The organism is Streptomyces sp. NPDC048442 (assembly GCF_040651475.1).
In the GTDB taxonomy this organism is placed as follows: domain Bacteria; phylum Actinomycetota; class Actinomycetes; order Streptomycetales; family Streptomycetaceae; genus Streptomyces.
In genome coordinates this window covers 52,431-65,531 of sequence record NZ_JBEZKB010000036.1, presented here as the reverse complement: position 1 = coordinate 65,531, position 13,101 = coordinate 52,431, and the positions used below count along the sequence as shown (strand labels likewise).

Here is a 13,101-nt window from a genome sequence, read left to right as displayed (position 1 = left end):
AGGCGTGTACGGGTGCAGTGTGGCGGGCGCACCGCCCTTGGGGCCAGAAGCCAAGGTCCAAGGCTTGCGGGAGGTGCGCCCGGCCGTCAGTGCTTGGCCGGCAGGAAGCCGATCCTGTCGTAGGCCTGGGCGAGGGTCTCGGCGGCGACCGCGCGGGCCTTCTCGGCGCCCTTGGCGAGGATCGCGTCCAGCGTCTCCGGGTCGTCCAGGTACTCCTGCGTACGGGTCCTGAACGGCGTCACGAACTCGACCATCTGCTCGGCGAGGTCCGTCTTCAGCGCGCCGTACATCTTCCCCTCGTACTCCTTCTCCAGCTCGGCGACGGACTTGCCGGTCAGCGTGGAGGAGATGGAGAGGAGGTTGGAGACGCCCGGCTTCTCCGCCGGGTCGAACCGGATGACGGTGTCGGTGTCGGTGACCGCGCTCTTGATCTTCTTCGCGGTGGCCTTCGGCTCGTCCAGGAGGTTGACGAGGCCCTTCGGCGTGGAGGCCGACTTGCTCATCTTGATGCTCGGGTCCTGGAGGTCGTAGATCTTCGCCGTCTCCTTGAGGATGTACGGCTCCGGGACGGTGAAGGTCTCGCCGAGCCGCGCGTTGAAGCGCTCCGCGAGGTCGCGGGTCAGCTCGATGTGCTGGCGCTGGTCCTCGCCGACGGGGACCTGGTTCGCCTGGTAGAGCAGGATGTCGGCGACCTGGAGGACCGGGTACGTGAAGAGGCCGACGGTGGTGCGGTCGGAGCCCTGCTTCGCGGACTTGTCCTTGAACTGGGTCATCCGGGAGGCCTCGCCGAAGCCCGTGAGGCAGTTCATCACCCAGCCGAGCTGGGCGTGCTCGGGCACATGGCTCTGCACGAAGAGTGTGCAGCGGTCCGGGTCCAGACCCGCGGCGAGGAGCTGGGCGGCGGCGAGGCGGGTGTTGGCACGCAGCTCGACCGGGTCCTGCGGGATGGTGATGGCGTGCAGGTCCACGACCATGTAGAAGGCGTCGTGCGTCTCCTGCAGGGCCACCCACTGGCGCACGGCGCCGAGGTAGTTGCCGAGGTGGAACGAGCCTGCGGTGGGCTGGATGCCGGAGAGCACACGGGGTCGAGAGGCCATGTACGTCATTCTCTCAGGTACGGGCCCGGCACTTCGCCGGGGGAGCACGGATGCGGGTGGGGGAACTCGATGCGGTGTCCCAAGGTGCTGCTGATCATGCTCATGGCACTGCTGGCCTGCTGCGGGTACGCGGGGATCGCGGCCGCCGCCGGACCGTCCAGCGTGCTTCTGGTCACACCTGCGAGCGGCCGGACCGCGTCGCTGTACGCGTCGGACGGCGACTACGGACGGTTGCGGGAGCTGCTCGACGGCGCCGGGGCGGCGGAGCGCGCCGAACGGCCGCCGCTGGAGGCTGCCATGCGGGCGCGGCAGCTCACGGTGACCTGGCTGGTGGACGACGTGGAGCCGTGGCGGCTCCAGCAGGTGTACGTACCGCAGGACGGCGGCGCCGTGTGGGTGCATACGGCGGCGGACGTCCCCCGTACGTACGAGGGCGGCTGGCACCGGGCCCGGCAGCCCCAGCGGCTGACCGCCCTGCTGAAGAAGCTCGGGCTGCTGGCGCCGTCGCACCGGACGGAGGCGGGCGGCGGGGAGTCGCCCGCCCCTCCCGCCTTCACGGTGTCCGGCTGGTGGTGGGCGCTGCCCGGGGCCGCGGCGGGGGCCGCCGGGGCGGTGCTGTACCTGCGGTGGCGCGAGCGGCGGGCGTACACCCGGGACAGACAGGGCGGCCAGGACCCGCCTGGCCCGCACCGTCAACTCATCGACCTCTGAACTCATCGACCTCTGAACGCAGTACGGGCGGCAACAGCACGGGCGGCAGCAAGCAGTACGGGCGGCAGCAGTACGGGCGGAACTCGCGGGTGCGGCGGCAAGGTTTCCGCGCCCTCCCCGTGACCGACGATAGAAAGGGGCGCCGTCCGCACCTTTCGCCGGACGGCCGTATCTGACGATCGGAGTTCCCGTGTCGACAACGGACGCCAGCATGAACGCCAGCACGCACGCCACCGCGGACGCCATCGCCTCTGTGGAGGCGCACAGTGCGCACAACTACCACCCGCTGCCCGTCGTCGTCGCCGAGGCGGAGGGCGCGTGGATGACCGATGTCGAGGGGCGCCGCTACCTCGACATGCTCGCCGGGTACTCGGCGCTCAACTTCGGCCACGGCAACCGCCGGCTGATCGACGCGGCCAAGGCGCAGCTGGAGAGAGTGACGCTGACGTCGCGGGCCTTCCACCACGACCGGTTCGCCGCGTTCTGCGACGAGCTCGCCGCGCTGTGCGGCATGGAGATGGTGCTGCCGATGAACACCGGCGCGGAGGCCGTCGAGACGGCCGTGAAGACCGCCCGCAAGTGGGGGTACCGGGTCAAGGGCGTGCCGGACAGGCGCGCCAGGATCGTCGTCGCCGCGAACAATTTCCACGGCCGTACGACGACGATCGTCAGCTTCTCCACGGACCCGGAGGCCCGTGCGGACTACGGCCCGTACACCCCGGGCTTCGACATCGTTCCGTACGGAGACCTGGCGGCGCTGGAGCGGGCGCTGACCGACGACACGGTGGCGGTGCTCCTCGAACCGATCCAGGGCGAGGCGGGGGTGCTGGTGCCGCCGGCCGGTTACCTCGCCGGTGTGCGGGAGCTGACGCGGGCGCGGAACGTGCTGTTCATCGCCGACGAGATCCAGTCGGGGCTCGGCAGGACGGGGAAGACCTTCGCCTGCGAGCACGAGGGCGTGGTGCCCGACATGTACGTACTGGGCAAGGCGCTGGGCGGCGGGGTGGTGCCGGTGTCGGCGGTGGTCTCCTCGGCGGCGGTGCTGGGCGTGTTCAAGCCGGGCGAGCACGGGTCGACGTTCGGCGGGAACCCGCTCGCCTGCGCGGTCGCGCTCGAAGTGATCGCGATGCTGCGCAGCGGCGAGTACCAGCAGCGGGCCACCGAACTGGGCGACCACCTGCACCACGAGCTGAACCTCCTGGTCGGCGGCGGCGCGGTGCAGGCGGTGCGCGGGCGCGGGCTGTGGGCCGGGATCGACATCGACCCGTCGCGCGGCACCGGACGGCAGATCTCCGAGCAGCTGATGGAGCGGAGGGTACTGGTGAAGGACACCCACGGGTCGACGATCCGGATCGCCCCGCCGCTGGTGATCAGCAAGGAGGACCTGGACTGGGGTCTCGACCAGCTCCGCGAGGTACTGGGCGACTAGCTAGGCCGGCTTCACCTGCTTCACCTGCTTCACCTGCTTCAGAGGATGACGTGGGGCAGGAAGCGGGCGTACTCGTCCGTGACCAGGCCCGCCGACTCCCGGATGCCGAGCCCCGCCGCCTCGTCCTCGACGACCCAGGCGCCGAGCACCGTACGGTTGCCGTCGAAGTCGGGCAGCGGGGCCAACTCCTGGTAGCAGACCGGGTCTTCGGCGGGGGCGGGCGGCTCGGCGCCCGGCTCGTGGACGGTGACTCCGGCGCCCTCGCGGCCGAGGAGGGGCTTGGCGACGTAGCCGGGCCCGTCCTCGTGGGCCAGCTCGCGGGGGCCGTCGAGGTAGGAGGCGAGCAGGTTGGGGTGGCCGGGGTAGAGCTCCCAGAGGATGGCCAGGAGGGCCTTGTTGGAGAGGAGCATCTTCCAGGCGGGCTCGATCCAGCAGGTGGTGCCGGTGCCGCCGCCGTTGTCGAGGGTGGACAGCACGTGCGGGCCGAACCGGTCGGTGGCCAGCCACTCCCACGGGTAGAGCTTGAAGCAGCTGCGGATGAAGCGGAGCTTCTCGTCGACGAAACGGCGCGAGAGCCGGTCCCAGCCGATCTGCTCGACGGAGATCGCCTCGGTGCGGATCCCGGCCTGTTCGGCGGTCTCGCGCAGGTAGGCGACCGTCATGAGGTCCTCGCCGAGTTCGTCGCCGTCGGAGTGGGCGAAGTGCAGCGGGCCCGGCGGCAGGAGGCGGGCCTGCCGCTTCCAGGCGTCGACGAGGCGTTCGTGCAGGGAGTTCCACTGGTCGGCGCCCGGGAAGAGCTCCTCCATCCAGAACCACTGCGGGCTGGCCGCCTCCACGAGGGAGGTCGGGGTGTCGGCGTTGTACTCCAGCATCTTGGCCGGGCCCGTGCCGTCGTAGCGCAGGTCGAACCGGCCGTAGAGGGAGGGGAGTTCGGCCCGGCGGCGCCAGGACTCGGCGATCAGCTTCGCCAGCTTGGGGTCGGTGATGCCGAGGTCGGCGAACCGGTCGTGCTCGACGATGTGCGCGGCGGCGGCCAGGCACATGGCGTGCAGCTCCTCGACGACCTCTTCGAGCGCCTCGACCTCGGGCAGCGTGAAGGAGTAGTACGCACTCTCGTCCCAGTACGGGCGCAGGGAGTCGTCGGGGTAGCGGGTCAGGGGGTAGACAACCCCCTGCTCCTCGACGATCCGCTGCCAGTCGGGACGGGGCTCGATGGTGTGACGCTTCATGGCGGTGGCCTTTGGAATGGGGTCGGTACGAGTGCGGGGCATGCCTCTAGGGGCGCGGGGAACTGCGCGACCGGCCACGACGCACCCGCACGTGCGAACACAATGTCCAGGGGGGAGCCCCGGCAGTGAAGCGGCGCACGAGGGAGGTTCCGTCAGCCGCCGCCGGAACCGGAGCAGCCGAACCCGCCACGGTCAACGGCCTGCTTGTCGTAGCTGCCCCCGGAGACCTTCCGGTTGCTGACGCTGCCGCCGTAGTAGTAGACGCCGTGGTGGCTCGCGCTGCTGCCACTGCTGCCGCCCCCGTCGTCGTCCCCGTCGTCGTCGCACTCGTAGCTGGGCAGCTCTTCCTGGGTGACCGGGTCCACACATCGCTTGTCCGGTTCGTCGCCGCAGGAGGTGAGGGTCAGGGCGAGCAGCCCCATGCCGCCGAGCACCACCGTGCTGGACCTCAGTTTGCGCCGTCGCGCTGCCGCTGCCATGCCCGGCCACTCCCCCGTGTTGCTGCACCGATTTGATTGCTGCACCGATTGATTGCTGCACCGATTCCCCGCGCCGGTTGCTTCACCGGCCCTGGACCGTCGACAGACTAGAGGGCCGCCGGGCCCTGAGGAACTTCTGAACGTCAACCGGCGTCAACTGAGGTGATTTGCCCGGTGGAAGAAACCACCCCTTTGATGGTTTATCCTTCATCTATGCGCGGGATTTTCACCCCGCCTCCTTATACTGCCCCGGCCGGTCTCCCCCGTCCGGCCGGGGCTTCTGCTTCCCCCTGCGGGCCGCGACGGTTTCCCTGCGGTCCGGCGAGGGTTCGCGCGGCCGGGTGATCCCTGCGCCCCGGCAGTACCCGAGGGGACCGGGGCTCGTTGCAGACGGCGTGAACACCACCGCAAGCCCCTCCCACATACTGCCGACGTCGATCACCTCGATCCGGTCCGGCCGTGGCGCCGCCAGGCGGCCGCTGCCGCCCGTCATCGCCGCCTGCCACACCGAGGGCACGACCCTCAGCATTGCCGTCCAGGGCGAGATCGACCACTTCACGGCTGCCCCGCTGAGCGCGCTGCTCGCCTCGGCCGCCGCCTTCGGGCACACCCGCCTCGTGGTCGACGCGTCCCGGGTCACCTTCTGCGACTCCGGCTTCCTCAACGCACTGCTCGCCTGGCGGCGGGGCGGCCGGCGGCTGATCCTGGCCGCCGCGTCCGCCGCCGTGAAACGTCTGCTCGCCGCGACCCGGAGCGGATCCCTGCTGGCCGAGGAGGCCCAGAGGTGAGCCGCCGGAACTGACACACCGCGCTCCGCCGCACGTCCGCCGGCCCCCGGCCCCGTACCACGCCGTACGGAACCGGGGGCCGGTCCGCGTCCAGGCCCGCTTCCGGCCCCTCATGGCTGCGGCAGCGCCCTGATCAGCGCCTCCAGCGCGCCCGCCCACGCGCTGTCGGTCGGCGTCGCGTACCCGACCATCAGCCCGTCCCGCCCCTCCCCCGGCGCGTCCGGGTGCCGGTACCGGGACAGCCCGTCCACCGCGAGCCCCTGCCAGTGCGCCGCGCGGATCACGGACTGTTCGCTGCCCGGCGGCAGTTCGAGGATGGCGTTCAGGCCGGCCGCGATGCCACTGATCCGTACGCCCGGTGCATGGGCCGCGAGGGCGGCGACCAGCTCGTCGCGCCGATGCCGGTAGCGCAGCCGCATGGAGCGCACATGGCGGTCGTACGCGCCGGAGGCCATGAACTCGGCGAGGGTGAGCTGTTCCAGCGCGCTGGTGGTGCTGTCGTGCGGGGAGAGCAGGCCGGTCAGCTCCGCCGGGAGCACCATCCAGGACAGCCGCAGCCCGGGGGCGAGGGCCTTGCTGGTGGTGCCGAGGTAGACGATCCGGTCCGGGTCGAGGCCCTGGAGGGCGCCGACCGGCTGGCGGTCGTAGCGGAACTCGCCGTCGTAGTCGTCCTCCAGGATCACTCCGCCGCTCCGCCGCGCCCAGTCGACGGCCGCCGCCCGCCGGTCCGGGTGCAGGGCGACGCCGGTGGGGAACTGGTGCGCGGCGGTCAGCAGCACCGCCCCGACACCTGCCATGCCCGCCAACTCGCCTGTCCTCGCGCCCAGTTCGTCGAGTCCGAGCGCAGGGACGCGCAGTCCGGCGGCGCGGAAGCACTCCCGGTGGTGATCGAGTCCGTACGCTTCGACGGCCACCGCCTTCGCGGCCGGGACGCGGTCCCTGAGCACTCCGGCGAGGAAGGTCAGCGCGTTGACGTACCCGGAGCGGATCACGAGGCGCTCGGGGTCGGCGTGCACGCCGCGGGCGCGTGCCAGGTACTCGGCGAGCACGGTGCGCAGTTCGATCCTGCCGCGCGGATCCCCGTACCCGAAGGCGTCGTTCGGGGCGGCGGCGAGCGCCTTGCGGGACGCCTTGAGCCACTCGGTGCGGGGGAAGGTCGAGAGGTCGGGGGCGCCGGGCAGGAGGCTGTGGACGGGGGCGGTACGGGCCGGGCGGCGGGGCGTCGCGGGCGCGCGCTTCCGGGGTGCGGCGGTGGCGGCCCGCTCGGCGACGCGGGTGCCGGAGCCCTGGCGGGCGGTGAGCCACCCTTCGGCCACGAGCTCGGCGTACGCGTCGGCGACGGTATTGCGGGCGATGCCGAGGTCGGCGGCGAGCGTACGGGAGGAGGGCAGCCGGGCGCCGGGGGCGAGGCGGCCGGTGCGGGCGGCCTCGCGGAGGGCGTCGCGAAGGCCGCTGCGCAGGCCGGAGCCCGTGCCGCTGCCGCTGAGGTCGAGATGGAGGTCCTTACCGAGTTCGGCCTGATAAGTGGCCCAGGAATCCGTCACAGGAATGGACCATACCGGTGGGCCGTCGCCCGCATAACGTAGTGGTCATGACGACGAACGAGAACACCGCGAACACCGTGAACACCGTGAACGTCCCCGAGCACACCCCCCGGATGAACTGGTCCGAGCACGCCCCCGAGGTCTTCAAGGCCATGCTCCAGCTGGAGAAGGCCACCAAGAAGCACCTCGACCCGGTGGTGGCGGAACTGGTGAAGATCCGCGCCTCGCAGCTCAACCACTGTGCGTTCTGCCTGGACATGCACACCAAGGACGCGCTCGCGGCGGGCGAAAGCGTGGAGCGGATCATCCAGCTGTCGGCGTGGGAGGAGTCGCAGCACTTCTACACGGCGAAGGAGGTCGCGGCGATCGAACTGACCGAGGCGATCACGGTCCTTAACGACGGCTTCGTACCGGACGAGGTGTACGAGAAGGCCGCCAAGCACTTCGACGAGGTCGAGCTGGCCCATCTGATCGCCGCGATCAACACCATCAACGTCTGGAACCGTTTCGCGGTCTCGACCCGCATGGTGCCGGGCCACTACGTGGCGGGATCGCACTGAAGCACTGGGCGGGCGACCACCCACCGGGCTCCGGTGAAACCGGTGGTCCGTCTGCTCGCGCTTCACGGGATCGTGTGCGGGATCTGACGGCGGACGCGGACCTCCACGAGGACGTCTTCGTCCCCGCCTGAGGCCTGAGGGCGCGTCCCGGGTCGGACCGGTGGCCGGCGGCAGTGCTCGCGCGGGAACTGCGGTACTGGCTGTGTACCCGGTGGCGCCCCGCCGCCCGAGCCCGTGGCCGTCAGACCGCGCCCCCTGGAGTGACCAGACCCGTCTCGTATGCCATCACCACGGCCTGTGCCCTGCTGCCCAGGTCCAGTTTGGTCATCGTGCGATTGAGGTGTGTCTTGACAGTCGCCTCGCTGATGAACAGCTCGCCGGCGATCTCCAGGTTGGACAGACCTCTGGCGGTCAGCCTCAGCACCTCCACCTCTCGCGCGGTCAACGCTGCCAGGTCGGGTAGCGGTTCGTCCGTTCTCCCGGCGTGGGAGGCGCGCCGGGCGAACGCCTCGACCAGGCGGCGCGTGACGCTGGGCGCGAAGAGCGCGTCTCCCCCACCGACCGCCGCGACCGCGGCGAGCAGCCGCTCGGGTCCCGAGTCCTTGAGCAGGAAGCCGCAGGCACCGGCACGCAAGGCGCCGTAGACGTACTCGTCCAGGTCGAAGGTGGTCAGGACGAGGACCCGGGGCAGTGGGTCCGACGCGTCGGCGAGGATCTTCTCGGTGGCCGCGACGCCGCCCATACCGGGCATCCGGATGTCCATCAGGATGACGTCGGGACGGGTCAGTGCGGCCAGGGCGATGGCCTCCTCACCGTCGCCCGCCTCGCCGACCACCTCGAAGCCGGGGGCCGCGCGCAGCAGGCCCACCAGCCCGGCGCGGATCAGGAACTGGTCGTCGACGACGAGCACCCTGGTCATCGCGACGTGTCTTCTCCCTCACCTACGGCCTGCGTGGAGGTGGGCAGGGTCAGACGCACCGCGAAACCCCCCTCGCTCCGCGGGCCGATGTCGACCCGCCCCCCGTAGAGCTTGGCCCGCTCACGCATGCCGATCAACCCATGGCCGCTGCCCGGCCGAACCTTGTCCGGAATCACCCCCTGTCCGTCATCCGTGACGGTCACCACCAACTGGCGTGGCTCATAACGCAGTTCCACGTAGGCGGCGGCTCCGGGTGCGTGCTTCAGTACGTTGGTCAGCGCCTCCTGCACGACGCGGTATGCGCACAGCTCGACGCCGGGCGCGAGCGGGCGGGCCTTGCTTTCGATCCGCAGGTCGACCCGCACACCACCGGACCGTACGCGCTCCAGCATCTCCCCCAGACGCGCGAGGCCCGGCATGGGCGCGGCTGGTACGCCGTCCTCGTCCGAGGCCCGCAACACCCATAGCATGCGGCGGAGTTCCTCGAGTGCCTCCGCGCTGGTTCCGGAGATCGTGGAGAGCGCGGTACGTGCGGTGTCGCGGTCCGAGTCGAAGACGAATCCGGCCAGGCCCGCCTGCACCGATATGACCGACATGTGGTGAGCCACCACATCGTGCAGCTCGCGCGCGATTCTGCTGCGTTCCTCGGCCACTTCTCGGCGGGCCCGTTCGGCCTGCTCCTCGCGGAGACTGCGGGCAAGTTCGGCTGCACGGCGGGCGGTGACGCCGAAACGCCACAGCACGGCGGAGAAGACGAGGGCCTGGCCGACGACGGACGGCATGGAGTCGCTGTGGCTGACCACTCCCGCGTAGATCCAGATCCCGGCCATCGAGGCAGCGCAGGTGACAGATGTGCGCAAGGGACGCAGCGACGCCACCGTGTAGACGGCGAGCATCGGCCCGAAGGTGTTCACGACGGGCCAGTAGCCGGCGGTGACGTACCAGAACCACACGAGGTGGACGAAGGCACAGACGGCGACCGGCGCCCTGCTGCGCAGCGCGAGCGGCAGACTGACCAGTGCGACGAGCACGTACGCGGGCGCGTCGAGCGCGGACCATCCCTGGCTCGCGGCCTCCTGCCCCAGGAGCACGGCCACGCCGGTGAGCGCCACGGCAATCAACGTGTCGGATGCCAGGCCGGCATGGGCCGGGGGGCGGATCTGCATCGCCGCAGCGTAACCGTGGGGCGGGCGGCGGGACGTCAGACTGCCGCGGTACCGCGGAAGGTGCAGGAACCGGGTGCCTACCGCCGCGGGTCTGCCGGGAGTTCAACCCACCGCCGGACGCGGCGCCGTACGGGCCGCCCGTAGCTTCTTGGACCAGCACGACGGCGCCTCGGCCGACCACCGGGCGCCACGCGGCCACGGTCAATACGAGGTACCCAACGGGGGACCCGGCCAGTGGTCCGGGAAGGATGCGACACGATGACGGTACGAAAGAGCCTCGCCCTGGCGACGGCTACGGTGGCGCTGGGCAGCGGCCTCGCGTTGGCCGCTCCGGCCGCCCAGGCAGCGCCGTCGGCGCCGGCGGCGCAGAGCGCACCGGGCGCCGCCGCTGCGCGGACCGAAGCCTCCGCCGCGAAGGCGGGCTGGCACCTGATCTGGGGGCCGAAGAGCCACAAGCCCACCAAGTACTGGGCCACGCCCGACTTCGCCCCGCGCAGCCGCACGCTCGGCGTCAACGCACGCTGCTGGAACGGCGGTGACGGCACCAAGTACAAGATCGACGTGGTGCGGACCCGCGACAAGAAGGTCGTCAAGAAGGGCGGCTGGGGCTACTGCAACGGCGGCTGGATGACGGTGAAGGCGAGCACGTCGTCCGGCACGGCGTACTACATGCGCATCTACCTGAAGGGCAAAGCCCACACGGTCGAGGCGAAGGCGTACTACTACCGCTGAGCCGGGGGAAGGTCGTCGCCGAGGAGCCGCTCGGTGCGACCGAAGAGCGGCCCGGCTCTCCCCTGGCGGGAGGGCCGGGCGGCCGCACGGTCACCCTCCTCGAACGAGGAGGTGTGAGCCGGGCGACACGTCGCTCGCCGGCCCCACGACGTGCGGCGCCCGGCACCGGGGCAGCGCCAGGGGCCCGCAGACGGCTTGACGCGCCGGTCATGGCCTGCGACGGGGCGGCGACCGCCCCTGGGTACAGGCCCTGGTACGGGTCGCGGGCCGGCGCTCAGAAGGCGTGCGCCATCAGCTCCCCGAACAGCGCGTGCTCGTCGGCGTCGAGGCCCCGCGAGCGGAACCAGCCGCAGATGTTGGCGCAGTCGCGCTGGAGGAAGTTCATCCCGTTGAGGTTGCCGGCCAGGTCGACGATCTGGGGCAGGTCGATGACGACCAGCCGCTCGCCCGCGGCCAGGATGTTGTACGCCGAGAGGTCGCCGTGCACGACGCCGTTCTGCACCATGGTCGCGAGCGCGTCGGTGAGTTGCTCGAAGTACGACGCCAGCAGCTCCGGTGAGGGTCGGACCTGAGCGAGCCGGGGCGCGGTCTGAACGGTGCCGTCCGCGTCGGTGACGGTGATCCACTCCATCAGGATCTCGGTGCCGTCGATCTGGACCGGGTAGGGAACCGGCAGCCCGAGGTTCCAGAACCGCACCAGCGCGGCCCACTCGGACACCGCCCACTCACCGGCCGCCACCTGTCGGCCGAAGGTGCTCTTCCGCTTGACTGCCCGCTCGTCGCGGGAGCGCTTCATCGAGCGGCCCTCGGTGTAGGACGCGGCGCGGTGGAATGACCGGTGCTCCGAGGAGCGGTAACGCTTGGCCGCCATGACGACGCCAGCGCCGGGTTCGAGCGGGTCGGCGCGCTCGATGAGGTGGACGTCGGCTTCCTTGCCGGTCTTGAGGACACCGAGCTCGGTGTCGATCGCGCCCTGCGAGGTCACCACCCAGTCCGGAAGCGGCTCGGGGCCGCGGCTGAGGGGTTCGACGCTGAGCCAGGTCGACCAGCGCTGGCCGTCCTCAAGGTCGCCGTAGGCCTGGAAGTCGAAGACGAACCGGTCGTCGAGATCGCTCAGGTCGGCCTTCGGCCGGACGTAGCGGGAGGGCTCGCTGCCGAAGGCGTCAGGAAATGCCGGGTGCTGGGAGTGCTGAAGGTGCTGCGGGTTCTGCGGGAGGTCGGCGTACGACATCGCTGGGGGTGCTCCATGAGGTGAGAGGAAGTCGGACTGCGGGCAGGCCGAGGACAGTCGTTGTCACGTCGTGCCTCCTCTCGTGAAGCACCGGGCAGCTCCCGGCGTCCCGCCCATGCTGAAGGGCGGGCGCGGGAGCGGCAACCGAATAAACCGGCGGGGCGGGTCCGGTCCTCCTGCCGACGAAAGAAGCCGACCGGTCGCGGGCGGGGCGGGGGCCCGGTCAGGTCAGGTCTGGTCAGGCCTGGTCAAGCGGTGCGCAGGGCTCGGGCCAGCCACTCCAGTTCCCCGGTCGCGTCGGGGGCCGATTCCTGCCCGCGCACGCGGGCGGCGAGTCTGCGGTAGTGCTCCGCCCCTGCCTCGATCCCGGCCTCCAGGCTGCGCAGTACGGCGCTCCGATCGGCCTCGCCGAACAGCTCGGAGAGCATCTCGGCCGCCTCCGGGCCGTCGGGGGCGACCCCGCGTTTCCTGGCCGCCGCGACGGTCTGCACGACCTGCCTTGCCCACCAGATGGACGCCCCGGGGGGACGGCGCTGCCCCGGCAGGGGCGTGTTGAGCTCCATCCAGGTGCGCAACCGGGCGCGAAAACCAGGGTCCTGCACCAGTTCGGCCAGTTCGATCCAGGCGTCGACCTGTTCGGGCGTGGGATCGTCGGGCAATTCGATGCTGAAGGTGCTCATGCGGTCGCGCAGCTGCGGTTCGACGTCGAGGCCGCCGAACACCTCCTCCTTGAACTCGTCGACGATCTGCTTGCGTTCGGCGGCGGAAAGCCGCGCCAGCCGGTTCATCAGTGCTGTCTCCTCAGCGGTGGATCCGCGTGTCGCCACGGTGGACAGGACGGCCCGGCTCACCTTGAGCGAGCGGATCTGCGCGTCGAGCGCGGCCACGTGCGCGTGGGCGGCCTCGGCGACAGTGGTCCGGCCGCTCAGCACCCGGCACACGTCGTCGAGCCCGAGGCCCAGCTCCCGCAGGGTGCGGACCAGCTCGACGCGGGCCACGGACCCGGCGTCGTACAGCCGGTAACCGCTCGCGGAACGGGCCACGGGCGGCAGCGCTCCCTCGTCCGACCAGAAGCGCAGGGTCCGCACCGGAATTCCGGTGCGGTGCGCGAGCCGGCCGATGGTGAGCACGTCGGGGCGTTCTTCGTCCATGGGCGAGATCCTGGACCCTCCAGCCGCTGGAGACTCAAGCGCCGGGGGCTCGAGCCTCGGTCAGC

General features: G+C 71.1%; 13 protein-coding genes. 5 read left to right on the top strand and 8 right to left on the bottom strand.

All coding sequences use genetic code 11. The features are described from left to right. Positions 1-86: 86 nt before the first annotated feature. Positions 87-1,097 carry a tryptophan--tRNA ligase gene (trpS, locus tag AB0D18_RS36230; protein WP_362428793.1) on the bottom strand — a complete coding sequence of 337 codons (1,011 nt, stop codon included), beginning with the start codon at positions 1,095-1,097 and terminating at the stop codon, positions 87-89. A gap of 69 nt (positions 1,098-1,166) precedes the next feature. Between trpS and AB0D18_RS36225 the strand changes: the two genes are divergently transcribed. After that, a complete protein-coding gene (locus AB0D18_RS36225; RefSeq protein ID WP_362428790.1) occupies positions 1,167-1,808 on the top strand; it encodes a hypothetical protein in 642 nt (213 codons plus the stop codon). 211 nt (positions 1,809-2,019) lie between these two features. Continuing rightward, positions 2,020-3,237, top strand: coding sequence for an ornithine--oxo-acid transaminase (gene rocD, locus AB0D18_RS36220; RefSeq protein ID WP_362428787.1), 1,218 nt, complete (start codon positions 2,020-2,022; stop codon positions 3,235-3,237). Positions 3,238-3,275: 38 nt separating this feature from the next. On the opposite strand, the gene AB0D18_RS36215 is transcribed toward rocD, so the two are convergent. Together AB0D18_RS36215 and AB0D18_RS36210 are read right to left on the bottom strand one after the other, a co-directional pair. Next, positions 3,276-4,466 carry a glutathionylspermidine synthase family protein gene (locus tag AB0D18_RS36215; protein ID WP_362428784.1) on the bottom strand — a complete coding sequence of 397 codons (1,191 nt, stop codon included), beginning with the start codon at positions 4,464-4,466 and terminating at the stop codon, positions 3,276-3,278. Positions 4,467-4,618: 152 nt separating this feature from the next. Next, positions 4,619-4,945 carry a hypothetical protein gene (locus AB0D18_RS36210; RefSeq protein ID WP_362428781.1) on the bottom strand — a complete coding sequence of 109 codons (327 nt, stop codon included), beginning with the start codon at positions 4,943-4,945 and terminating at the stop codon, positions 4,619-4,621. A 395-nt stretch (positions 4,946-5,340) separates the two neighbouring features. On the opposite strand from AB0D18_RS36210, the gene AB0D18_RS36205 reads away from it, so the two are divergent. Beyond that, positions 5,341-5,733: an STAS domain-containing protein gene (locus AB0D18_RS36205; RefSeq protein ID WP_362428778.1), complete on the top strand. Its 393-nt coding sequence runs from the start codon at positions 5,341-5,343 to the stop codon at positions 5,731-5,733. Positions 5,734-5,843: 110 nt separating this feature from the next. On the opposite strand, the gene AB0D18_RS36200 is transcribed toward AB0D18_RS36205, so the two are convergent. Then, complete coding sequence (locus AB0D18_RS36200; RefSeq protein ID WP_362428775.1) at positions 5,844-7,277, bottom strand: PLP-dependent aminotransferase family protein; 1,434 nt, start codon at positions 7,275-7,277, stop codon at positions 5,844-5,846. A gap of 47 nt (positions 7,278-7,324) precedes the next feature. On the opposite strand from AB0D18_RS36200, the gene AB0D18_RS36195 reads away from it, so the two are divergent. Continuing rightward, a complete protein-coding gene (locus tag AB0D18_RS36195; protein WP_362428773.1) occupies positions 7,325-7,837 on the top strand; it encodes a carboxymuconolactone decarboxylase family protein in 513 nt (170 codons plus the stop codon). Between the two features lie 241 nt (positions 7,838-8,078). On the opposite strand, the gene AB0D18_RS36190 is transcribed toward AB0D18_RS36195, so the two are convergent. Further along, complete coding sequence (locus AB0D18_RS36190) at positions 8,079-8,756, bottom strand: response regulator transcription factor (RefSeq protein WP_362428770.1); 678 nt, start codon at positions 8,754-8,756, stop codon at positions 8,079-8,081. Continuing rightward, positions 8,753-9,922, bottom strand: a complete 1,170-nt coding sequence (locus AB0D18_RS36185) for a sensor histidine kinase (protein ID WP_362428767.1) — start codon at positions 9,920-9,922, stop codon at positions 8,753-8,755. The genes AB0D18_RS36190 and AB0D18_RS36185 overlap by 4 nt, the downstream gene beginning before the upstream one ends. Positions 9,923-10,180: 258 nt before the next feature. Here AB0D18_RS36185 and AB0D18_RS36180 point away from each other — a divergent pair, with 258 nt between their 5' ends. Continuing rightward, the gene (locus AB0D18_RS36180) at positions 10,181-10,654 is read left to right on the top strand and encodes a hypothetical protein (RefSeq protein ID WP_362428764.1); all 474 of its coding nucleotides are present in this window, start codon (positions 10,181-10,183) and stop codon (positions 10,652-10,654) included. Between the two features lie 274 nt (positions 10,655-10,928). Here the strand turns inward: AB0D18_RS36180 and AB0D18_RS36175 are convergent, their stop codons facing one another. Both AB0D18_RS36175 and AB0D18_RS36170 read right to left on the bottom strand, forming a co-directional pair. Continuing rightward, entirely contained in the window at positions 10,929-11,885 is a 957-nt protein-coding gene (locus AB0D18_RS36175) for an RIO1 family regulatory kinase/ATPase (RefSeq protein WP_362428761.1), read from the bottom strand. A 248-nt stretch (positions 11,886-12,133) separates the two neighbouring features. Next, on the bottom strand, positions 12,134-13,036 hold the full coding sequence (locus tag AB0D18_RS36170) for a MerR family transcriptional regulator (protein WP_362428758.1): 903 nt from the start codon (positions 13,034-13,036) through the stop codon (positions 12,134-12,136). Positions 13,037-13,101 lie beyond the last annotated feature (65 nt).